The following is a 21,650-nucleotide window of genomic DNA, read 5'->3' as shown; positions in this document are numbered from 1 at the left end:
CGGGCCGGCCGCCGAACCAATGGCGGCGCCGGCTGCCGCGCCACCCAGGGCGCCGACGCCGGTGCCGATGATGTGGGTGCCGCCGCTGTCGGTCCAGGATTGCTGGATGTGGCGCGCATCTTCGTCCGAACGGGCGTTCACGCCCATCACGATGCCGCCGCGCTTGATGCCTTCTTCATAGTGGGCAGCACGGTCTTCCGGGATGCCGGCGCCGATCAGCGCGCCGATCAGGCCACCGGTGATGCCGCCGGCGCCGGCGCCGGCCAGGGCCGCTGCCAGCGGGCCGGCGACGACCACGCCCAGGCCAGGCAGCACGAGGGTGGTGCCGACGGCGGCGATGCCTGCCAGGACGGCGCCGATGGTGCCGCCGATGCCGGCGCCGATGCCGGCGCCTTCAGCGGCCTTGCTGCCCAGTTCAGTATCGGTGTCGCCGAAATGGGTCTTGCGTGCATCATCCGACATCATCAGGTTGACGTCGTCCTTGGTGTAGCCACGGGTCGAGATCGAGGAATAGGCGCGCTCTGCGCTGGCGCGGTCGGGGAACAGGCCGGTGACCATGCGGGAATTCTGGGTGTTGTTATTCGAATCGTAGTTACTCATGGCGAATCCTTTCAGAAGGGTCAGGTGCAGGGTCCTGCAAACAGAAATCGGTATTGCAAGTGTTGAAACCTTATGCCCGGGACAAGACCGCTTCTGTTCGCTGACGCACCCTACCGGTTCTTTTCGCTCAACAATTCAAGGCGCCAGAACAGGCGCGTAGATTCGCCGTCTAACGTTCGTTGCCGCACCGACCTGAAGGAGACTGGTCCTTAGACTTTTCTCCATGGCCACGGCAATTCATTCGGGCCTGGGGGTATGATTTCTTACACTTGAAGGAGGTACACCATGTTATTCATCATTTGGATTGTTGTCGGTGGCATTCTGGGCTGGCTGGCCAGCATGGTCATGAAGACCGACGCAGAGCAGGGCATGATTCTCAACGTCGTGGTTGGTATCGTTGGCGCCTTCCTGGGTGGCTGGCTGCTGTCGCCGCTGTTCGGCACCGGCACCATCAACTCCGATGACTTCAGCGTCTCGTCGCTGCTGGTTTCGTTCCTGGGTGCTGTCATCCTGCTGGCGATCGTGAACCTGCTGCGTCGCGGCCGTGTTCGTTAATCAGCAATCGGCTAGCCCTAGCTAAAAACCAACGCTTCATGCGTTGGTTTTTTTACGCCCGCAGTTCCATCGGTCTTTCCGTATGTCCCTACTATCACCCAAACGATTCTGGACCATCCTCGTCACGGCCGCCCTCACGCTGGTCGGCGGGGTGCTCGCGCTCAATTTCATGCCGAGCGAAACACAAATTGAAACCCGCCTGACCCGCCAGTACGATACCAATGATCCGCAGTTCCGCCGCTCGCTCGGGGTCCTGCTCGGTCCACCCATCCTCGAAGGCAACAAGGTCGAGGTCCTGCTCAACGGCGACCAGATCTTCCCGGCCATGCTCGATGCGATCCGCTCGGCCGAGAAGAGCATCACCTTCGAAACCTATATCTACTGGTCGGGCACGATCGGCCAGGAATTCACCGAGGCCCTGATCGAGCGCGCCCGCGCCGGCGTGAAAGTCCACGTGCTGCTGGATTTCATGGGCAGCCTCAAGCTCGACCTGGCCCAGATCGACGCCATGAAACAGGCCGGCGTGCAGGTACAGCGCTACCACAAGCCGGTCTGGTGGAAGCTGGCGCGCCTGAACAACCGCACCCACCGCAAGCTGCTGGTGATCGACGGCGAGGTCGGCTTCACCGGCGGGGTCGGCATCGCCGACCAGTGGCGCGGCAATGCCCAGGACAAGGACCACTGGCGCGACACCCATTTCCGCATCGAAGGACCGGTAGTCGGCCAGGTGCAGGCCGTGTTCAACGACAACTGGACCAAGGCCACCGGCACCGTGCTGGACGGCGCCGATTACTTCCCGGCCCTGCAGCACGTGGGCGACATGCCGGCCCAGATGTTCTCGAGCTCGCCGACCGGCGGGGCCGAGTCGATGCACCTGATGTACCTGATGGCGATCACCTCGGCGCGCAAGACCATCGACCTGTCCGCGGCCTACTTCGTGCCCGACGAGCTCACCATCCGTACCCTGATCGAGGCGGCGAAACGCGGCGTGCGGGTGCGCATCCTGATGCCCGGCGAGATCATCGATTCGGACCTGGTCAAGGCCGCCTCACGCGAGCGCTGGGGCGAGCTGCTCGCAGCGGGCGTCAAGCTGGCCGAATACCAGCCCACGATGTACCACGTGAAGGCCCTGATCGTCGACAACCTGCTGGTGTCGGTCGGCTCGACCAACTTCGACAACCGTTCCTTCAGCATCAACGACGAGGCCAACCTCAACGTGCTGCACGAAGGCTTCGCGCGCGAGCAGACCGCCATCTTCGAGGATGATTGGCGGCGCTCGAGCCCGGTAACCAGGGCGGAACACCGCGAACGGCCGTGGTGGCAGCGCCTGAGCACCGGCGTCGCCTCGCTGTTTAGCGCCCAGTTGTAGGACAAGTTTCTTCTGGAGAACTCCGCGTTTGTCGGTACGAAATACTGGTTGACGATATGTATGGTGATTACGGATACTCTTGCATGCTCCGCGGAGCCCAAGAGTTCCCACTTCCTATACATAGACGCGAATGAAAAAGACCCTCCTCTCGCTGGCCATCCTGACCAGCTTCGCCGCACATGCGGACGAAGGCATGTGGATGCCGCAGCAGCTGCCACAAGTAGCCAAGCAACTGAAAGCCGCCGGCCTCAAGCTGGATCCGTCCACCCTGACCAAGCTGACCGAATTCCCGATGGGCGCGATCGTGAGCCTGGGCGGCTGCTCGGCCTCGTTCGTCTCGCCGCAGGGCCTGGTCGTCACCAACCACCACTGCGTGTACAACAGCATCGCGGTCAACTCCACCCCGGAACGCGACCTGCTGGCGAACGGCTTCCTGGCCAAGACCCTGGGCGAAGAGCTGCCGGCCGCACCGGGCAGCCGTGTCTACGTGACCGAGGAAGTGGCCAACGTCACCAACCAGATCATCACCCCGGACGTCGCCAAGCTGAGCGGCAAGGCACGTATCGACGCCATCGAGAAGAACCAGAAGAAGCTGGTGGCCGAGTGCGAGAAGGATGCCGGCTACCGCTGCACCGTGGCCAGCTTCTACGGCGGCCTGGAGTTCTACCGCCTGAAGCAGCTCGAGATCCGTGACGTGCGCCTGGTGCACGCACCGCCGGCCGGCGTCGGCAAGTTCGGCGGCGACACCGACAACTGGATGTGGCCGCGCCACACCGGCGACTACGGGTTCTACCGCGCCTACGTGAGCAAGGACGGCAAGGCCGCCGAATTCTCGCAAGACAACGTGCCGTACAAGCCGAAGCACGTGCTGAAGATCGCCGACCCGAGCGCCAGCGCCAAGGAAGGCGACTTCGTGATGGTGCTGGGCTACCCGGGCCGCACCAACCGCCATCGCCTGCCGTCGGAAGTCGAATCGACCTTCACCTGGAACTACCCGGCCTTCGTGCAGGCATCGGGCGAGACCCTGGCGATCATCGAGCGCGAGACCAAGAACGACCCGGCCGCCAAGCTCAAGTACGCCGGCCAGATCGCCGGCGTCAACAACTACTACAAGAACCGCAAGGGCATGCTGACCTCGTACGCGAACAGCGACTTCCTGCAGCGTAAGACGGCCGAGCACAATGCCCTGAAGGCCTGGGTCAACGCCACCCCGGCCCGCAAGGCGCAGTATGCCGCCGACATCGAGCAGGCCGAGAAGCTGATCGCCGAGCGCGACGCCAACGCCAAGAAGGGCTTCTACCTGTCGTACGCCCAGCCGAAGTTCCTGTCCTCGGCGCGTTCGCTGTACCGCCTGGCCAACGAACGCACCAAGCCGGACGCCGAACGCAAGACCGGCTTCCAGGAACGCGACCTGGCGCGCTGGACCTCAGTCATCACCGGCCAGGACCGCACCTACGACGAAAAGGTCGACAAGGCGCTGGTGCTGAACTTCCTCACCAAGTACAACGCGCAGCCGGCTGCCGAGCATGACGCCGCCTTCGATGCCGCCCTCGGCATCAAGCCGGGCATGAGCGACGCCGAGCTGAAGGCCGCGCTGGACCGCATCTACGCCGGCTCCAAGCTGGCCAACAAGGAAGAGCGCGCCGCATGGCTGAAGAAGTCGCCGGCCGAGTTCCAGGCCTCGAACGACAGTTTCATCAAGGCCGCCGTCGCGATGTACGACGCGTCGATGCGCGATGAAGCCAAGGAAGAGGAAATGGCGGGCAAGATCCAGCAAGCCTACGGCAACTACATGCGCGCCAAGATCGCCTACATGAACAGCCGCGGCCAGGCCGTCTACCCGGACGCCAACGGCACCCTGCGCGTCACCTTCGGCAAGGTGATGGGCCGTGACGTCGGCGCCGACGGCACCGGTTCCTGGACCGCGTTCACGACCCCGAAAGGCATCGTGGCCAAGCACACCGGCGAAGGCGAGTTCAACGCGCCGGAAGCCCAGCTGGCGGCGATCCAGTCCAAGGACTTCGGCAAGTACGTCGATCCGAAGCTGAAGACCGTGCCGGTCAACTTCCTGGCGACGCTGGACATCACCGGCGGCAACTCGGGTTCCGCCGCGCTGAACTCGAAGGGCGAGCTGATCGGCCTGGCCTTCGACGGCACCCTGGATTCGATCATCTCGGACTGGGACTTCAACAAGGCCATGACCCGCTCGATCCAGGTCGACAGCCGCTACATGCTGTGGAACATGAAGCATGTGGACAAGGCCGACAACCTGCTGAAGGAAATGGGCGTGCAATAAGCACGGCGGCGCCTGCGGGCGCCTTCCCTGAAGCCACGCCGCCGCAAGGCCGCGTGGCTTTTTTCGTTTCATGCCACCGTTCGTGCAGTTCGTCGCGCAACGGATGCGGGCACGCAGACGCGCCGCCATACTCCTTTCATCGATCGTGAAAGGACTGGCATGAACAAGACCTGGCTACTCTGCGGCGCGCTGCTTGCGCTGATTTGCTCCGGCGCGATGGCGCAGGAAACCCCTGACCCGTATGTGAAAGCGCGCACCATCATCGAGGACCTGAGCCGCATCAGCGCGCCCAGCGGCGTGCAGGAGTCGTACAAGACCCGCATCGGCGGCGTCGACCAGTGGCTCAGCGTGCGCGGCCAGGACCGCGCCAACCCGATGATCCTGTTCGTGCACGGCGGCCCCGCTTCCCCGGTCACGCCGACCATGTGGCAGTTCCAGCGCCCGGTCGAGGAATACTTCACGGTGGTGAACTGGGACCAGCGCGGCGCGGGAAAAAGCTATGGCGAGGCCGACCCGGACAAGGTGGGCGAGACGATCCGCATCGAGCGCTACGTCGACGACGCCATCGAAGTGGCCGCGCACCTGAAGGCGAAATACGGCAAGCGCAAGCTCATCCTGATGGGGCACAGCTGGGGCACCATCGTCGGCATGCGTGCGGCCCTCAAGCGCCCCGACCTGTTTCATGCCTATGTCGGCATCGGCCAGGTGCTGAACGTGCGCGAGAACGAGCGCATCAGCTTCGACTACGCCTGGGAGCGCGCCAGGCGCGAGAACAATGCCGAAGCGCTCAAGGAAATGGCATCGATCGCGCCCTACCCCGGCGACCGGCCGATCACGCGCGAGCGCATCGTCATCGCCCGTAAATGGCCGCAACACTACGGCGGCCTGTCCGCGTTCCGCAGCGAATCCGCCTACTTCTTCCGCGGCCCCCTGCTCTCCCCCGAGTACACCCCGAGCCAGGTGAAGGACATCGACAAGGGCAGCGTACTGACGCTGGGCCGCGTGCTGCCGGAATTTCTCGACGTGGATTTTTCGCCCGTGAAGCGCTTCCCGATCCCGGTCGTGATGTTCCTGGGCCGGCACGACTACACGACGCCGGCCGCGCCGACCGTCGCCTGGATGGACGCGGTGGACGCGCCCTACAAGCGCATCGTCTGGTTCGAGCGCTCGGCCCACATGGTGCCGTGGGAAGAGCCGGGCAAGCTTCTCGTCAGCCTGCTGGAGGTCGTCAAGCCGCTGGCGAAATGATCGCCTCCAGCTCGCCGGCAATCTGCTGCGCGAGCTGGTGGATGTGGAAGCCGTCGACGAAACCGTGGTGGGCCTGCACCGAGAACGGCAGCTCCAGGCGGCCGCCCGGCGCGTCGCGGAACTTGCCCCAGGCGAGCGAGGGAATGTCCGGATGCGCCAGCGAGGCGCTGGGATGCTGGATGGAGGTGAAGGCCAGCCAGGGAATGCAGGTGATGAAGACCTGCTCCTTGGCTTCGCGCGGGCCGAGGCCGCGGTAGGCTTCGTTCAGCTCCTTCATGGCCGACGCCTGTTCGCGCGCCGCGATGCCGCGCGCGACGAATTCGCGCAGGTCGTCGGACCAGTCGAACATGGCGAAGTTCAGGTCCTGGTGCTGGTTGATCACGGTGAAGGCCGGCCGCAGGCGCTCGATCCGGAATACCTCGCCGTCCAGCAGGCGGTAGCGGAAGTTCTCCAGCTTGAGCACCGCGCGCAGCACCGCGCACAGCAGCACGTGGAAGGGCGCCAGCTTCTCTTCCCTGCACCACGGCCGGAAGTCCGGCAGCTCCAGCGGAAAACAGATGTTGACCGCGGCGCTGTCCATCGCGTCGAACAGCGCGAAGCGGTCGCGCCGCCGTTCGAACACCTCCATTTATCGGGCCTTGTTCAGGCGGCTGTGGCGCACGCTGTACAGGAAGTAGGTGGCCACGGCCACGCCCATCCAGATGAAGAACACGCGGAAAGTGGCCGGCGACAGGTCCTTCATGATGTACAGGCAGGCACACACCGACAGGCCGGGAATCACATAGGGACCGAAAGGCACGCGGAAGTGGCCCGGCTCGCCGGGACCCTGCTTGGCGCGAATCACCGGCACGGCGATCGACACCACGATGAAGGCGGTCAGGGTGCCCATGCTCACCATGTCCCACAGGAAGGTGGCGTCGACCAGGCCGGCCACCGCGCCCACCACCAGGCAGACGATGATGGTGTTGGCGGTCGGCGCCAGGGTGCGCTTGTTCACCTTCTGGAAGGTCTTCGGGATCAGGCCGTCGCGGCTGATCGCATACAGGATGCGCGTCTGGCCGTAGATCGTCACCAGGGTCACCGAGAACACCGACACCACCGCGCCGGCCGACAGCACCAGCGCCGGCCAGGCCTGGCCGGTGACGTTCTGCAGGATCACCGACAGGCCGGCTTCCTGGCCTGCGAACATGCGGGCGGGCTGGGCGCCCATCGCGGCCACCGCCACCAGCAGGTAGAACACGGTCACGATCAGGAGCGCCGACAGGATCCCGATCGGCACGTTGCGGCGCGGGTTGTTCACCTCCTCGCCGGCGGTGGCGATGGTGTCCAGGCCGATGAAGGAGAAGAACACGGTGCCGGCGGCGGCGGTCACGCCGGCCATGCCCACGAAGCCGCTGTCGGGGTCGGGGCTGAAGAAGGGCGTGAAGTTGGCGGCGTCGAAGCCGGTAAAGGCGATCACGACGAAGAAGATCAGGATGGCCAGCTTGACCAGCACCATGATGGAGTTGGTGGTCGCCGATTCCCTGGTGCCGCGGATCAGCAAGATGCAGCACATCGCCACCAGGATCACCGGCGGCAGGTTGAAGTTACCGGGATTGACGTGGACGTTGTGGTGGTCGGACACGAACATCGGCGAGCGCAGGTGGGCCGGAATCTCCCATCCGAAGGCATTCGACAGGAAGTTGTTCAGGTAGTCCGACCAGCCGATCGCCACCGCGCTTCCCGCCAGGCCGTATTCGAGCAGCAGGCAGGCCGCCACGATGAAGGCGGCGAACTCGCCCACGGTCGCGTAGGCGAAGGAATACGAGGAGCCGGCGGCGGGCACGCGGCCGGCCAGTTCGGCGTAGCACAGCGCAGTCAGGCCGGCGGTGACGGCGGCGAGCAGGAAGGACAGGATCACGGCCGGACCGGCCTTCGGCACCGCCTCGACCATCGTGAAGAAGATGCCGGTGCCGACCGTGGCGCCGACGCCGATCATGGTCAGCGGGAACAGGCCGAGCGATCGCTGGAGGCCGCCGCCGCTGCTTTCTTCGTCATGCTGACGTTCGGCTGTTTTGGTGCGGATCAGCTTTTGGCCAAGGGTCAGATTCACGGCATGTCCTTTGTGAAGAAGCTTCGGCAGCGCTCCGGTCAAGCGCTCATCTAAAAGCAGCGATTATATGGGTTTTGTGTTCTCGCAATAAAATTGTTTGCTCAAAGATGCATTTACTCAGCATCTTTTGATAGAATGCTCCCGTCCGCACCGATTGCCCATCGCGTCCGGGCCAATTTTTTGGCCTTAAACATGCATCATTAATACATCTATCAAGGAACCCATCATGATCTCGAGCGCTTCCCGTCCGTACATCGACGCTTCCGTCCCCGTCCTGCGCGACCACGGCCTGGCCATCACCACCACCTTCTACCGCAGCATGTTCGAGGCCCATCCGGAGCTGAAGAACCTGTTCAACATGGGCAACCAGGCCAGCGGCGTGCAGCAGCAATCGCTGGCCTCGGCGGTGTTCGCGTACGCCGCCAACATCGGCAATGCCGCGGCGCTCGGTCCGGTGGTGAACCGCATCGTGCACAAGCACGCCGCGGTGGGCATCCGTGCCGACCATTACCCGATCGTCGGCCACCACCTGCTCGGCGCCATCAAGACCGTGCTGGGCGATGCCGCCACCGAGCCGCTGCTCAAGGCCTGGGAAGAGGCCTACACCTCGCTGGCGCGCCTGTTGATCGATGCGGAAGCGAAGATGTACGAGGAAGCCGGCGTGCAGCCGGGCGAGACGCGCGCGATGCGCGTAACGGAAGTGGTGCGCGAGAGCGACAACGTGGTCTCCATCCGCTTCGTCCCGGCGGACGGCGGCGCCCTGCCGCCCTTCAAGGCCGGCCAGTACCTGAGCGTGGCGGTCGAGTTCAGCGACGGCCGCCGCCAGCTGCGCCAGTACAGCCTGTCGGATGCCCCCGGCAAGGACAGCCTGCGCATCTCGGTCAAGCGCGAAGACGGCGGCGCCCATCCGGCCGGTGAAGTGTCGACCTGGCTGCACGACAACGTGAACGTGGGCGACGTGCTGCACGTGATCCACCCCTTCGGCGACTTCCTGCCGGATACCGAATCGAACGAGCCCGTGGTGCTGCTCTCGGCCGGCGTCGGCATCACGCCGATGATCGCGGCGCTGAACCGCATCGCGACCGTGAACCCGGAGCGCCGCGTGATCTTCGCCCACGCCGCACGCAACGCGGCGCACCACCCGCACCAGGCGGACATCGCCAGCGCCAAGGCGCGCATGCCGCACCTGCACGTGGTGACGTTCTACGAAGAGGAAGAGGCAAGCGCCGCCCTGAAGGGCAAGATGGAGCTGACGCGCCTGCCCTCGTGGCCGCGCGGCGAGACCGATGTCTACATGTGCGGCCCGCTGCCCTTCATGCAGGCGCAGTGGAATGCGCTGCTGGCGGCAGGCGCACCGGCGAGCCGCTTGCACCGCGAGGTGTTCGGTCCGGACCTGCTCGATAATTTGCTCTAAGCGAGGCCTTGCTTTACGTAGGGTGGGCGGCTCGTAATGAGGGCCACCGGCCCTCATTACCCCACGCGGTGATAGCTGCAACATGAAACTTCGCGGCTGTTCTGGCGCTGGTTGAACGCGTGGGCAGGAAACCTGCCCACCCTACAAATATTAATCGAGCAGATGCACGTTGCGGCCGGTAACGCTGCGCTGCGCCGGATGCCCATACACCCGGATCCCGCCCGAGCCGCCGCCATGCGCCACCAGCGATTGCTTGACGGTGGCGCGAATCCCGCCCGAACCATCGGCCGCCAGGTCGGCGTCCTGCGTCGACAGCGCGGCCAGGTCCACGCTGCCCGAGCCTGCGACACGGGCATTGAGCGAACGCACCGCGCCGCCGGCCTGCAGCACGCCCGAACCGGCCACGCTGGCGCGCACGTAGTCGCCGCGGATCTCGCCGACGTGCATGCGGCCCGAACCCGCCAGGCTCAGGTCGGCGCTGGCGCTGCGCAGTTGGCCCGCGTCGAGGACGCCCGAGCCGCTCACGCGCGCATGCAGGCTGTCGACCTTGCCGGACAGGGCTACCGTCCCGGAACCGCTCTTGCGCACCTCCAGCGGCGCGCCGTTCAGGTCGCGCACGACCACCTGGCCGGAACCGCCGGCACGCACCTCGGTCAGGCGCGGCGTGGTGTAGACGATGCGCACCGGTGTCCTGCTGCGCAGCTGGCGCTCGTTGGAGATCTTCAGGGTATTGCCCTGCGCCTCGGTGCGGATATAGGGCAGCAGGTTGCCGTCGGCTTCGACCAGCAGCGAAGGCGCCTGGCCGACCCGCACCTCGACCTGCATCGACCCGCTCACTTCCAGCACGCCGTGCGCCGCGACCTGGCGCTGGTCGCGCGCGGCGATGCCGTCGCCCTCGACCGCGTTGTCGCTGAACACCGTGCGCATGCGCACGTCGCCTTCGTTCGGCGACACGATGATGGCGCAGCCGCTCAGGGAAGCGACAGCCGCGGCGATGGTGGCAAGGGCGATGAGACGCATGGCGAAAATCCTCTGTGGTTGTTAACTGGTGCGACTTTAACAACCACCTCGCATGCCCGCTTGCCCCGTGCGACAGGCTGCAAGAAACGATAGCTGAGCTGCGGTTGCGCGCCGCCAGCCGCCCCGCGTCAGCCCACGCGCATGCTGCCGAACAGTTCCTTGTATTCACGCGGCTGCGAGCGCCAGTATTGGGGCGGCGCGAACACCTGCTCGCCCAGCTGGGCCGCCGCATGCCAGGGCCAGCGCGGGTCGTACAGCATGGCGCGCGCCAGGCCGATGAGGTCGGCCTGGCCCTGCTGCAGGATGCTTTCCGCATGCTGCGCCTCCGTAATCAATCCCACGCCGATGGTCGGCATGCCGGTCTCCTCCTTGATGCGCTGCGCGAACTCGACCTGGTAGCCCGGCCCCACCGGGATCTTCTGCAAGGGCGACAGGCCGCCGGTCGAGACGTGGATGAAGTCGCAGCCGCGTTCTTTCAGCGCCCGGGCGAAATGCAGGCTCTGCTCGATCTCCCAGCCGCCCTCGACCCAGTCGGTGGCCGAGATGCGCACGCCCACCGCCATCTCCTTCGGCACGGCGGCGCGCACGGCGTCGAACACCTCGAGCGGGAAGCGCATGCGGTTTTCCAGGGAACCGCCGTACTCGTCCTCGCGCAGGTTCGACAGCGGCGACAGGAACTGGTGCATCAGGTAGCCGTGGGCCGCATGCAGCTCGATGCCGTCCAGGCCCAGCGCAGCTGCGCGGCGCGCGCTGGCGACGAAGGCTTCCTTGACGCGCACCAGGCCGTCGGCGTCGAGCGCAAGGGGCAGCGCCTCGCCTTCCGCATGCGGGATGCTTGACGGCGCAAGGGTCTGCCAGCCGCGCGGCTGGCCTGGCGCGATCTGGGCGCCGCCTTCCCATGGCACATGCGTCGAGGCCTTGCGGCCGGCATGGGCCAGCTGGATGGCGATCTTGATGGGGGAGTGCCGGCGCATCGCACGGATCACCGGCGCCAGCGCTTCCTGGTGGGCGTCGGACCACAGGCCCAGGTCATCCGGCGAGATGCGGCCATGCGGCGTCACCGCCGTCGCTTCGATGATGAGCAGGCCGGCGCCGGACAGCGCCAGGCCGCCGAGGTGGATCATGTGCCAGTCGGTCGGCAGGCCGTCGACGGCCGAGTACTGGCACATCGGGGCGATCGCGATACGGTTTGGAAGTTGCAGGGGGCCCAGGGTAACTGGGGAGAAAAGCATGCTGCTCATGAGGCCTCCGCTTGGGGCAAAGGCTTCAGTCTAGCTGGGTGGCGGGTTTGATGCTGCGAGCTTGCCCGAAAAAAAGGGGAAGCAATGCTTCCCCTTGTTCGTCTACTCAGCGGATACGCGTGACCATCAGCCCCGCGCGCAAGCCAACCCGCACATCCGGATTCGGAAACACGACCAGCTCCTCGTCATGCTCCACGCGGTACACGGTCTCGCCATCGGTCGCGATCACATCACCCTTCTTCATCGGCGTGAAGTTCCAGGTCTCGCGCCCCACCGACATGGTGAAGGCATCCGACAGCTTGATTACCTGGCGCGCCGTTGCGAACACGTGCGGCGCCGCCCTGGAGGCAAGGCCGGGCTGCCCGCGCAGCAGGCGATCCAGCGCGGTCGACGCATCGGCGAACTGCGACAGGTCGTTCTGCCCCAGCGTCCCGACCCGCCCCAGCTCCACGGTGCTGCCCGCGGCGCCATGGTGCTCGCTTGAATAGTAGCTGTAGGTGCCCACCGACTTCGGGTTCATGATGACGGCGCCGATCGCCGCCTGTCCCAGCCAGTCGATGAGCGCCTTGCGCGGCTCTTCAAGAATGATCTCGGGCACGATCGCGAACATCGGATAGTGCGATGGCCGGATCGCCGTGTGCAGGTCGAGGTGCCAGCGCTGCGGCCCCGCTCCATCGAAGAAGGCGCAGGTGGCCTGGACCAGCGCATCGGCACGCGCCGCTTCTGCGGTACCGGCCAGCGTCCCGCGATCCGCACGGAACATGCGGTTCAGGTCGGCGTCGATGAAACGCTTGCCCTGGGCGATGGCGTCGATGTTCCCGACGCACAGCATCAGGTCCACCGCCAGCTCGCGCGGGGTGCGCGACAAGGCTTCGATCAGCCAGGCGACCATCTCGATCGGCCCGGTCTCGTCGCCATGCACGCCCACCGACACCAGCACGCTCGCGCGTGCCGGGTCGGGCGTCGCCGCTTTCACCGTCAGGATGCCGGGCGCCGGCAACGCGACCGCGAAGCCGGCGCCTGAAAAGCGCTGCGCGACCGAAGCGAAGTCCGCCTCGGCCAGTGCGCGCACCGCTTCCGGCAGCGCGGAACCCAGGTTCGCGCTCATCCGCTTACGCAGCCAGACGGTCCGGGCTCGAACCTTCCGACAGCGCCCAGACGTCCAGCATGGCCTGCTCGAGCTCGACCGGCTGTGCGAAACCGGTCAGGCCGCGCGCCTCGGTGACTTCCTTGACGGCCGCCAGCGGGTCGCCGCCCTGGCCGGCACGCTCGATCACCTGCAGCAGCAGGCGCTGCTGGGTGCGGCGCAGGGCCTGCATCGCGTAGTTGCGCAGCTGTTCCTGGGCCTTGCTCTGGGCCGGCAGCTTCAGGCCGCGCTCGAGCATGTCGATGCCGGCCTGCTGGCGCAGCGCCATGCCGACCTGCAGGAACTGAGCCAGGCTCATGCCGCCCGGACGCTGCACCGACACCGCCGCGAACAGGAAGGTAGCCAGCGACTCGATGGTCTCGACCGTCTTCCACGCCGCGGTGAACGGCGCCGGCAGGCCGCTGTGGCCGTCGGCTTCCGAACGGGTGGGGCTCAAGACGCGCAGTTGGTCGGCCTGGCCGAACAGGGTCGACAGCTCGGCCATGCCGTCGGCGCCGGCCGGCAGCGAGAGCACGCCTTCGATCACGGCGCGCATCAGCGCACGGGTGCGCATGTCGACCGCCATCGAGACGTCACGCGGCACCTTCAGCGCATCGGCGTCGAGCGCGTCGAACACCGGCGCCAGGTGCAGCGCCGACCAGGCGCGCGCCCATGCCTTCACCACTTCGGTCTCGTCGACGCGGTGCTCGGCCGCCAGGTCGCGCAGCATCAGCGGACCGCAGCGGTTCACCGCTTCGTTGGCCAGCACGGTCGCCAGGATGGCGTTGGCCAGCGGGTGGTTCAGCGGGTTGCGGGTGGCGACCATTTGCGCCGGGAAGTAGGGGCGCAGCAGCGATTCGGCCCACGACTCCTCGACCAGCGGCAGCGCCAGCAGGGTGCGCTTGAAGCGGTTCTTCACGTTGGCGATGACCACCGCCAGTTCCGGCGTGGTCAGGCCCAGGCCGAGGGCCTTGCGGCGTGCCAGCTCGGCGTCGGTCGGCAGCTGCTCCAGCTCGCGGTTGACGGCGCCTTCCGATTCCAGGTTGGTGATCAATGCCGCGTAGCCGTCCACCACGGAGGCGGTGGCTTGCGCCTGCGCTTCGCGGGTCAGCAGGTGGGTCTGTTGCTTGTTGTCGCGCAGGACCAGGTCTTCCACCGCGCCGGTCATCTCGTTCAGGATGCGGTTACGGTCGGCTTCCGGCAGCTCGCCGGCGTTGACTTCGGTGTCCAGCCAGATCTTGATGTTCACTTCGTGGTCCGAGCAGTCCACGCCCGCCGAGTTGTCGATCGCATCGGTGAAGATGCGGCCGCCGTTCAGGGCGAATTCGATACGGCCGGCCTGGGTCGCGCCCAGGTTGCCGCCCTCGCCCACCACCTTGCAGCGCATCTCGCCGCCGTTGACGCGGATGCGGTCGTTGGCGCGGTCCTTCACCTGGGCATGGGTCTCGTTCGAGGACTTGATGTAGGTGCCGATGCCGCCGTTGTAGAACAGGTCCACCGGCGCCAGCAGGATGCGGTGCATCAGCTCTTCCGGCGACAGCGAGCTTTCCTTGATGTCGAGGACGGCACGCACTTCCGGGCTCAGCTCGATCGAGCGCGCGGTGCGCGGGAACACGCCGCCGCCCTGCGAGATCAGCGATTTATCGTAGTCTTCCCACGAGGAGCGCGGCAGCGCGAACATGCGCTGGCGTTCCTTGAACGAGACTTCGGTATCCGGGTTCGGGTCCAGGAAGATGTGGCGGTGGTCGAAGGCCGCTACCAGCTTGAGCTGGCGCGACAGCAGCACGCCGTTGCCGAACACGTCGCCCGACATGTCGCCCACGCCGACCATGGTGACCGGGGTGGTGTTCATGTCGTGGCCCAGTTCGAAGAAGTGGCGCTTGACCGCTTCGAACGCGCCCTTGGCGGTGATGCCCATCTTCTTGTGGTCATAGCCGTTCGAGCCGCCCGAGGCGAAGGCGTCGCCCAGCCAGAAGCCGCGCTTGACGGCGATGCTGTTGGCGATATCCGAGAAGGTCGCGGTGCCCTTGTCGGCGGCCACCACCAGGTACGGGTCGTCCTGGTCATGGCGCACGGTGTTGTCCGGCGGGACGATTTCGCCGCGCACGCGGTTGTCGGTCACTTCCAGCAGGCTGGAGATGAATTCGCGGTAGCAGGCTTCGCCCTCGGCGGCCACCACTTCACGCGGGGCGCCCTGCGGCATCTGCTTGCACACGAAGCCGCCCTTCGAGCCGGCCGGCACGATGACGGCGTTCTTTACCATCTGCGCCTTCACCAGGCCCAGCACTTCGGTGCGGTAGTCTTCCATGCGGTCCGACCAGCGCAGGCCGCCGCGGGCGACCGGGCCGCCGCGCAGGTGCACGCCTTCGAAGCGGCGCGAGAACACGTAGATCTCGCGGTACGGACGCGGTTCCGGCGCCAGCGCCAGGTTGCTGGTGTCGACCTTGAAGATCATCTTCTCGCCGGCGTTCTGGAAGTAGTTGGTGCGCATGGTGGCCAGGGCCAGGTCGACCAGGGCCGCCATGATTTCCTCGGTGTCGGCATGGTTCACGGTCGACAGGCCGGCCTTCAGCGCGGCCAGCTTGGCGGTGCCGGCGGCGTGCTCGGCCTGGTCCAGCCTCGGATCGAAGCGCAGCAGGAAGGCCGTGACGAATTCCTTCACCAGGGCCGGCTGGGTGCGCAGGGTTTCGGCCATGTAGCGCACCGAGAACTTCGAGCCCAGCTGGCGCCAGTAGCTGATGTAGGCACGCACCAGCTGCACTTCGCGCAGCGACAGGCCCCCTTCGATGGTCAGGCCGTTCATGCGGCCGTCTTCGGCGTCGTTGTTGAACAGCGCGGTGAACAGCTCCTCGGCCACCGGGATGATGCCCGGCTTGACCAGCTTGGCGCCGCTTTCGTCGTCGACGGCCAGGGCGGTCACGTTGTGCACGGCGCCGTCGGCGGTCTTGAAGGTCCAGGTCTGCTCGCGGTCGACCGCGATGCCGGCGTTCTGCAGGGCCGGCAGGATGCGCGACAGCGAAGGCACGACCTCGCCCGAGTACAGGCGGATCGAGGCGTCGATGCCGTTGGCGGCGTCGCCCGGCTCCACGCGCACGGCGACGCGCTGGTTCTGGCCATCGCTGCGGCCGTTCTTCAGCAGGGCCTGCAGGTCGCGGAAGGCGGTTTCCGGCGCGGTGTTGGTGACGAAGCTGACCGGCAGGTTGGCGCCGAGTTTACGCAGGCTGCTGCGCAGGCCGGCGTCTTCGATGGTGTTGGTGGCGGCGGCGAAGCGGTCATGCCAGCCGTCCAGCACCGCCAGCAGCGGCTGCTGGATGTCGGTTTCGAGGTCGAGCGGATAGCGGGCGGCATGCGCGATCAGGTAGACGCGGGCCAGCGGGCCGTCGGCCACCAGGGTCTGGACGCGCACGTCGCGGGCGCCCGAGCTGTCCTTCAGGGCCGAAGCCAGGCTGGCGGCGACGGCGGCGCTGTAGCGCTCGCGCGGCAGGTAGACCAGCACGTTCAGGTGGCGCGCATACACGTCGCGGCGCGCGAAGACCTTCGGGCGCGGCTGCTTGTACATCGACACGACCGAGGAGCACACCTGGGCCAGCCACTCCGGATCGGCTTCCAGCGCTTCGGTACGCGGCAGCGACTCGAGGATCTCGACGAATTTCTCGGCGCGGAAGCCTTCCTGGCGCACGCCGGCGATCGACAGCACCTTGGCGACGCGGCCGCGCGCGAACGGCAGGCGCGCCAGCGGGGTCGAGGTGGCGGCGCGGGTGAACAGGCCGACGAAGCAGTGCTCGCCCAGGATCTTGCCCTGGGCGTCGGTGTTGCGCACGCCGATGAAGTCGAGCGGCTGGTCGCGGTGCAGGGTGCCCTCGACGTCGGCCTTGACGATCGACAGGGTGTCGGCGCGGCGCGACAGGGTTTCGAAGTCGCCCGGGATGTTGGCCAGGCAGGTGCCGTAGACCGGGTGGGCGGTGTCGGCGAGCACGCCGATGCGGCTCGGGATGTCGCGCTCGAGTTCGCGCGCGCCTTCCTTCACCACGTAATAGGCGTAGCCGAAGGGCTCGAAGCCTTCGTTCTTGGCCCACTCGAGGAAGGCGGCCACTTCCTGGCCTTCGGCGCTGCCGGCCTGCGCGGCTGCGGCGGCCACCGCGGTCATGCGGTCGGCCATCTTGACGGCGTCGCGGTGCACGGTGGCGGCATCGTTGGCCACCATGCGGATGCGCGCGGTCAGGGAATCCAGTTCGGAGAATTCGAGCTCGTCGCTCATCAGGATCAGGACGATCGATTCCAGCGGCGCGCCGGCTTCGCCGACGGCGCTCGCCTGGCCATTCGCGTCACGGCGCACCGGCAGCACGGCGTTCATCACGCCGCTGGCGGTCTGGCGCTCCTTGCGCAGCGCCATGACGAAGGAGTCGACCAGGTAAGGCATGTCGTCGTTCAGGATCAGCAGGGCAGTCGCCATGCCGCCACGGCCGTCGGAGTAGCGCATCGTGGCGATCTGGCAGCCGGGGCCGCTACGCTGGGCCAGCTGCGAGAATCCTTCCCACAGCACCGGGGCCAGGCTTTCGGGCGCGGTGCCGGCCAGGTCTTCGTCGTCGAGCGATCCGAGCCAGGCGCTGATGAGCGCTCCGACCTGCGCATTGGCGCCGGCGGCGGACTGGTTCGCGTTGACCAGGTTGAGCGTCTGGCTGCGCAAATCTTGAGGCATGTCTTTCATGTTACTTCTCCAAAGTTTGTGTGCCCGGGTGCGCTCTTGCTTGTGGCTTCGCGCCCCCCCTGGCTTTATATGGACGGGGGTGTCCCGTCCGAATCCGTTATTAGAACATGGCCACCGGGCCTTACGACAGGTCGTACAGGCCCGGCAGGCCGAGGATGCGTTCCAGTTCCTCGAGCGCGGTGTTGCATTCGATCGCCAGCTGCGGGTCGGCCAGGTCCTTCGGCTCGACCCGGTCGCGGTAGTGCCTCTCGACCCAGGACGTCAGGAGCCCGTACAGGGTCTCGGTCATGATGACGCCGCCGTGCATGGCCTGCGCCTCGTCCTCGGTGAGGGCCACGCGCAGGCGCAAACAGGCCGGTCCGCCGCCGTTGCGCATGCTCTGGCGCAGATCGAATTCCAGCAGCTCGTCGATCGGGCCGCCGCTCGCGACCATCTCGGTGAGGTAATGCGCCACCGCTTCGTTCTCGCGGCATTCGTGCGGCACGACCAGGGCCATGCGGCCATCCTGCTTGGTGAGCAGCTGGCTGTTGAACAGGTAGCTGGCCACCGCATCGGCCACCGGCACCTGGCTGCTTGCGACCCGCACCGGCACCAGGTCGGTGTCGACGCTGCCCAGGGCGCCGCGCAGCGCGTCCAGGGTGGCGGCTTCGTCGAAGAAGGCCTGCTCGTGGTAGAACAGCACGTTGCCGTTGCCGACCGCGATCACGTCGTTGTGGAACACGCCCTGGTCGATCACGTCCGGGTTCTGCGAGGCGAACACGGTGCGCGCCGGGTCCAGTCCGTGCAGGCGGGCGACCGCCTGCGAGGCTTCCAGGGTCTGGCGTGCCGGGTATTTCTTGGGCGCCGGAGCGGCAGGATCGAATTCGGCGCGGCCGTAGACGAAGAACTCCACTCCGGCCGCGCCATGTGCGGCGGCGAAACGGGTATGGTTGGCAGCGCCTTCGTCGCCGAAGGCAGGGACCGGCGGCAGCGCATCGTGCACCACGAAGCGGCTCGAATCCCCAAAAATGGCGCGCAGGGTGCGCGTGGCCTGCAGGTATTCTTCCGAGCGGTGCAGCTTGTTGTTCAGGTTCGCCGGGGTGAAATGCACGCGGCCGTCCGCGGTGTCGCTTGATGGGCTGACGGTGGCGGCATTGGCGGTCCACATCGGCGCGGCCGAGTAGGCGCAGGCCAGGATCACCGGCGCTTCGCGCCACGCGCGCGCCAGCACGTCGGCGTCGGTGCCGGAAAAGCCGATGCGGCGCAGCAGGCGGAAGTTCGGGCGCGCCTGCGGCGGCATCACCGCCTGGGCGAAGCCGCGCGCGGCCAGCTCGCGCATCTTGGCCAGGCCCTGCAGGGCGGCCTGGCGCGGGTTCGAGGCGCTACGCACATTGCTGAACGAGGCCACGTTGCCGAACGAGAGGCCGGCGTAGTTGTGGGACGGCCCGACCAGGCCGTCGAAATTGTATTCGCGAGCGATACGCATAGTCTTAGAAAGTCAGGCCGGGCGACAGCTTGGCCGGCATCTCGAGTTCCGCCGTCTCGATCGAGGCGACCGGGTAGGCGCAGTAATCGGCGGCATAGTAGGCGCTCGGGCGGTGGTTGCCCGACTTGCCGACGCCGCCGAACGGGGCCGAGCTGGCCGCGCCGGTGGTCGGGCGGTTCCAGTTGACGATGCCGGCACGGGCGCGCACCGAGAAGCGCTTCCACAGTTCTTCCGATGGCGACAGCAGGGCCGCGGCCAGGCCGTACTCCGTGGCGTTGGCCACGCGCAGGGCCTCGTCGAAGTCCTTCACGCGGATCACCTGCAGCAGCGGGCCGAACCACTCTTCGTCCGGGATGCCTTGCGCGTCGGTGGTGTCGACGATGCCGGCGGTGACGAAACCGGCGTTCGGGTCGAGCTGTTTCATCTGCAGCAGCACCTTGCCGCCTTTCGCGGCCATATCGGCCTGCGCCTCGACCAGGCGGGCAGCGACGGCGCTCGACACCACCGGGCCCATGAAGGGCTGCGGGTCGGCGTTGGACGGCCCCACCTGCAGGGTCGCTGCGATTTTTACCAAACGGTCAAGAAATGCCTGGGCTTGCGGCGTGTCCTGGATGACCAGGCGGCGCGCGCAGGTGCAGCGCTGGCCGGCCGAGATGAAGGCCGACATCACGGTGTGGTGCACGGCCGCGTCGAGAAGCTTCGGATCTTCCGGAATGTCCCACACCACCAGCGGATTGTTGCCGCCCATTTCCAGCGCCAGCATCTTGCCGGGCTTGCCGCCGAACTGCTTGTGCAGGGCGATGCCGGTCTGGCTGCTGCCGGTGAACAGGATGCCGTCGATGTCGGCGTGCTGGCCCAGCGCCACGCCGGTGTCGCGGCCGCCGTTGACCAGGTTGAGCACGCCCTTCGGCAGGCCGGCCTGCTCCCACAGCTGCACGGTCTTCACTGCGGTGCGCGGCGCGTATTCGCTCGGCTTGAACACCACGGTGTTCCCGGCGATCAGGGCCGGCACGATGTGGCCGTTCGGCAGGTGGCCCGGGAAGTTGTACGGGCCATAGACCGCGAACACGCCGTGCGGGCGGTGGCGCAGCACGGCATTGCCGTCGGCGACTTTCGAGGCCGTCGCGCCGGTGCGCGCGCCATGGGACTGGACCGAGATGTCGATCTTGTTGGCCATGGTGGTCACTTCGGTGCGCGCTTCCCACAGCGGCTTGCCCACTTCCTCGGCGATGATCGCGGCCAGTTCTTCGCTGTGTTCCTTGAGCAGGTCGCGGAAGCGCGTGCAGATGGCGATGCGCTCTTCGAGCGGGGTGAGCGCCCAGGCTTCGAATGCCTTGCGGGCCGCTGCGGCAGCCTGCGCCACATCCTCGGCGCTGGAGGCATTGCTGGTCCAGGTCTGCTTGCCGGTCGACGGGTCGACGGTCGCCAGCTCGGGGCCACTGCCGGCGAGCCATTCGCCGCCGATGTAATTCGAGAGATTAGGCATTCGCGTTCTTCCTTGTGTTGAGGGGCAGCGTGCGGACTTCTTCGCCAGCCTGCACGTGCAGCTGCGACATCTCCTGCGCCGACAACGCGATGCGGGCGGCGCCCGGCACGCCGCGGGTCAGGATCATGCGGAAATCGGTGAGCCTGGTGTTCGACACCAGCAGATGTTCGGTCTCTTCCTCGTGGACGCCTTCGACCGCCTCCGCCAGCACGCTGTCGCGCACCGCGCGCAGCTCGGACACGCGGCCCTGCAGCACCGGACCGGCATCAAAAATGTCGACGTAGCCTTCGTAGTGCATGCCCTCGTTCTCCAGGAGCTTGCGCGCCGGCTGGGTCGAGGTATGGACCTTGCCGATGACGTCGCGCGCCGACTCCGGCAGGTAGTCCACGTAGAGCGGCTGGCGCGGCATCAGCTCGGCGATGAAGGACTTCTTGCCGAGCGCGGTCAGGCCGTCGACGTGGTCGAAGTCCATCTTGAAGAAATGACGGCCCAGGCCCTCGTAGAAGGGCGATACGCCGTTCTCGTCCTGGTAGCCGCGCATCTCGGCGATGATCTTCTCGGTAAACAGCTGCTGGAACTGGGCGATGAACAGGAAGCGGCTTTTCGACAGCCACTTGCCGTTGAAGCCGGCGCGGTACTGGGGCAGCAGGAACAGCGAGCACAGCTCGGACGAGCCGGTCAGGTCGTTCGACAGGTACAGGGTCTCCATCCGCGTGAACACGTTCAGTTCGCGGCTGCAGTGCACCAGGGTGCCGATGCGGTAGTTGTAGAAAGGCTCGGTGAGGCCGACCGCGCCCTTGATCGCGCACACGCCGGCGATGCTGCCATCCTCGGTATGCTCGAGCACGAACATGTAGTCGCGCTTTTCGGGCGGGATGCTTTCGTTGAACGAGGCCACCGCGGTCGCGACGCGGTCGCCCAGCATCTTGCGATCGGGTTTCAGCGTGGTCATGCCGCTGCCGGCCTGGCGCGCCATTTCGATCAGGGCGTCCAGGTCGTCGGTTTTCACTGCACGGATTACGAGCATCAA

Annotated in this window: 14 protein-coding genes and 1 pseudogene; 5 read left to right on the top strand and 10 right to left on the bottom strand. The window is 66.6% G+C overall.

Annotated elements, in window-relative coordinates; translation table 11 throughout:
- A pseudogene (locus tag B2R83_RS04890) lies at positions 1–600 on the bottom strand (hypothetical protein); the annotation flags it as partial.
- 285 nt (positions 601–885) lie between these two features.
- On the opposite strand from B2R83_RS04890, the gene B2R83_RS04885 reads away from it, so the two are divergent.
- The 4 genes from B2R83_RS04885 to B2R83_RS04870 all read left to right on the top strand — a co-directional run bounded on the left by B2R83_RS04885 (position 886) and on the right by B2R83_RS04870 (position 6,068).
- Positions 886–1,155, top strand: a complete 270-nt coding sequence (locus tag B2R83_RS04885; protein WP_036212790.1) for a GlsB/YeaQ/YmgE family stress response membrane protein — start codon at positions 886–888, stop codon at positions 1,153–1,155.
- 82 nt (positions 1,156–1,237) lie between these two features.
- Positions 1,238–2,524 carry a cardiolipin synthase gene (gene cls, locus B2R83_RS04880; protein WP_292038683.1) on the top strand — a complete coding sequence of 429 codons (1,287 nt, stop codon included), beginning with the start codon at positions 1,238–1,240 and terminating at the stop codon, positions 2,522–2,524.
- 130 nt (positions 2,525–2,654) lie between these two features.
- A complete protein-coding gene (locus B2R83_RS04875; RefSeq protein ID WP_292038681.1) occupies positions 2,655–4,820 on the top strand; it encodes a S46 family peptidase in 2,166 nt (721 codons plus the stop codon).
- Positions 4,821–4,979: 159 nt separating this feature from the next.
- On the top strand, positions 4,980–6,068 hold the full coding sequence (locus tag B2R83_RS04870; protein WP_292038680.1) for an alpha/beta fold hydrolase: 1,089 nt from the start codon (positions 4,980–4,982) through the stop codon (positions 6,066–6,068).
- Here the strand turns inward: B2R83_RS04870 and B2R83_RS04865 are convergent.
- A complete protein-coding gene (locus B2R83_RS04865; RefSeq protein ID WP_292038676.1) occupies positions 6,049–6,696 on the bottom strand; it encodes a CatA-like O-acetyltransferase in 648 nt (215 codons plus the stop codon). The genes B2R83_RS04870 and B2R83_RS04865 overlap by 20 nt on opposite strands.
- Entirely contained in the window at positions 6,697–8,160 is a 1,464-nt protein-coding gene (locus tag B2R83_RS04860) for an APC family permease (protein ID WP_292038673.1), read from the bottom strand.
- Positions 8,161–8,386: 226 nt separating this feature from the next.
- On the opposite strand from B2R83_RS04860, the gene hmpA reads away from it, so the two are divergent.
- Positions 8,387–9,574: an NO-inducible flavohemoprotein gene (hmpA, locus tag B2R83_RS04855; protein ID WP_292038670.1), complete on the top strand. Its 1,188-nt coding sequence runs from the start codon at positions 8,387–8,389 to the stop codon at positions 9,572–9,574.
- Between the two features lie 150 nt (positions 9,575–9,724).
- On the opposite strand, the gene B2R83_RS04850 is transcribed toward hmpA, so the two are convergent.
- The 7 genes from B2R83_RS04850 to astA all read right to left on the bottom strand — a co-directional run bounded on the left by B2R83_RS04850 (position 9,725) and on the right by astA (position 21,647).
- A complete protein-coding gene (locus B2R83_RS04850) occupies positions 9,725–10,594 on the bottom strand; it encodes a head GIN domain-containing protein (protein ID WP_292038667.1) in 870 nt (289 codons plus the stop codon).
- 128 nt (positions 10,595–10,722) lie between these two features.
- Positions 10,723–11,835 (bottom strand): NADH:flavin oxidoreductase/NADH oxidase, encoded by a 1,113-nt coding sequence (locus B2R83_RS04845; protein ID WP_292038664.1) that lies wholly within the window; start codon positions 11,833–11,835, stop codon positions 10,723–10,725.
- Between the two features lie 106 nt (positions 11,836–11,941).
- Entirely contained in the window at positions 11,942–12,943 is a 1,002-nt protein-coding gene (locus B2R83_RS04840; protein ID WP_292038661.1) for a succinylglutamate desuccinylase, read from the bottom strand.
- A gap of 4 nt (positions 12,944–12,947) precedes the next feature.
- Positions 12,948–17,669, bottom strand: a complete 4,722-nt coding sequence (locus tag B2R83_RS04835; RefSeq protein ID WP_292038659.1) for an NAD-glutamate dehydrogenase domain-containing protein — start codon at positions 17,667–17,669, stop codon at positions 12,948–12,950.
- Positions 17,670–17,790: 121 nt separating this feature from the next.
- Positions 17,791–19,134 (bottom strand): N-succinylarginine dihydrolase, encoded by a 1,344-nt coding sequence (gene astB, locus B2R83_RS04830; protein WP_292038657.1) that lies wholly within the window; start codon positions 19,132–19,134, stop codon positions 17,791–17,793.
- 4 nt (positions 19,135–19,138) lie between these two features.
- Positions 19,139–20,620: a succinylglutamate-semialdehyde dehydrogenase gene (astD, locus tag B2R83_RS04825; RefSeq protein ID WP_292038655.1), complete on the bottom strand. Its 1,482-nt coding sequence runs from the start codon at positions 20,618–20,620 to the stop codon at positions 19,139–19,141.
- Positions 20,613–21,647 (bottom strand): arginine N-succinyltransferase, encoded by a 1,035-nt coding sequence (gene astA, locus B2R83_RS04820; RefSeq protein WP_209587078.1) that lies wholly within the window; start codon positions 21,645–21,647, stop codon positions 20,613–20,615. The genes astD and astA overlap by 8 nt, the downstream gene beginning before the upstream one ends.
- Positions 21,648–21,650 lie beyond the last annotated feature (3 nt).

The sequence above is a fragment of the Massilia sp. UBA6681 genome (assembly GCF_002454935.1).
Taxonomy (GTDB): Bacteria; Pseudomonadota; Gammaproteobacteria; order Burkholderiales; family Burkholderiaceae_D; genus Telluria; species Telluria varians.
The sequence above is the reverse complement of the archived record's forward strand: the minus strand, read 5'-3'. Positions and strand labels throughout refer to the sequence as shown.

Excerpts from the sequence above, each read along its gene's own strand:
- B2R83_RS04885 (WP_036212790.1), top strand. The coding sequence starts at position 886 with ATGTTATTCATCATTTGGATTGTTGTCGGTGGCATTCTGGGCTGGCTG.
- cls (WP_292038683.1), top strand. The coding sequence starts at position 1,238 with ATGTCCCTACTATCACCCAAACGATTCTGGACCATCCTCGTCACGGCC.
- B2R83_RS04875 (WP_292038681.1), top strand. The coding sequence starts at position 2,655 with ATGAAAAAGACCCTCCTCTCGCTGGCCATCCTGACCAGCTTCGCCGCA.
- B2R83_RS04870 (WP_292038680.1), top strand. The coding sequence starts at position 4,980 with ATGAACAAGACCTGGCTACTCTGCGGCGCGCTGCTTGCGCTGATTTGC.
- B2R83_RS04865 (WP_292038676.1), bottom strand. The coding sequence starts at position 6,696 with ATGGAGGTGTTCGAACGGCGGCGCGACCGCTTCGCGCTGTTCGACGCG.
- hmpA (WP_292038670.1), top strand. The coding sequence starts at position 8,387 with ATGATCTCGAGCGCTTCCCGTCCGTACATCGACGCTTCCGTCCCCGTC.
- B2R83_RS04850 (WP_292038667.1), bottom strand. The coding sequence starts at position 10,594 with ATGCGTCTCATCGCCCTTGCCACCATCGCCGCGGCTGTCGCTTCCCTG.
- B2R83_RS04845 (WP_292038664.1), bottom strand. The coding sequence starts at position 11,835 with ATGAGCAGCATGCTTTTCTCCCCAGTTACCCTGGGCCCCCTGCAACTT.
- B2R83_RS04840 (WP_292038661.1), bottom strand. The coding sequence starts at position 12,943 with ATGAGCGCGAACCTGGGTTCCGCGCTGCCGGAAGCGGTGCGCGCACTG.
- B2R83_RS04835 (WP_292038659.1), bottom strand. The coding sequence starts at position 17,669 with ATGAAAGACATGCCTCAAGATTTGCGCAGCCAGACGCTCAACCTGGTC.
- astB (WP_292038657.1), bottom strand. The coding sequence starts at position 19,134 with ATGCGTATCGCTCGCGAATACAATTTCGACGGCCTGGTCGGGCCGTCC.
- astD (WP_292038655.1), bottom strand. The coding sequence starts at position 20,620 with ATGCCTAATCTCTCGAATTACATCGGCGGCGAATGGCTCGCCGGCAGT.
- astA (WP_209587078.1), bottom strand. The coding sequence starts at position 21,647 with ATGCTCGTAATCCGTGCAGTGAAAACCGACGACCTGGACGCCCTGATC.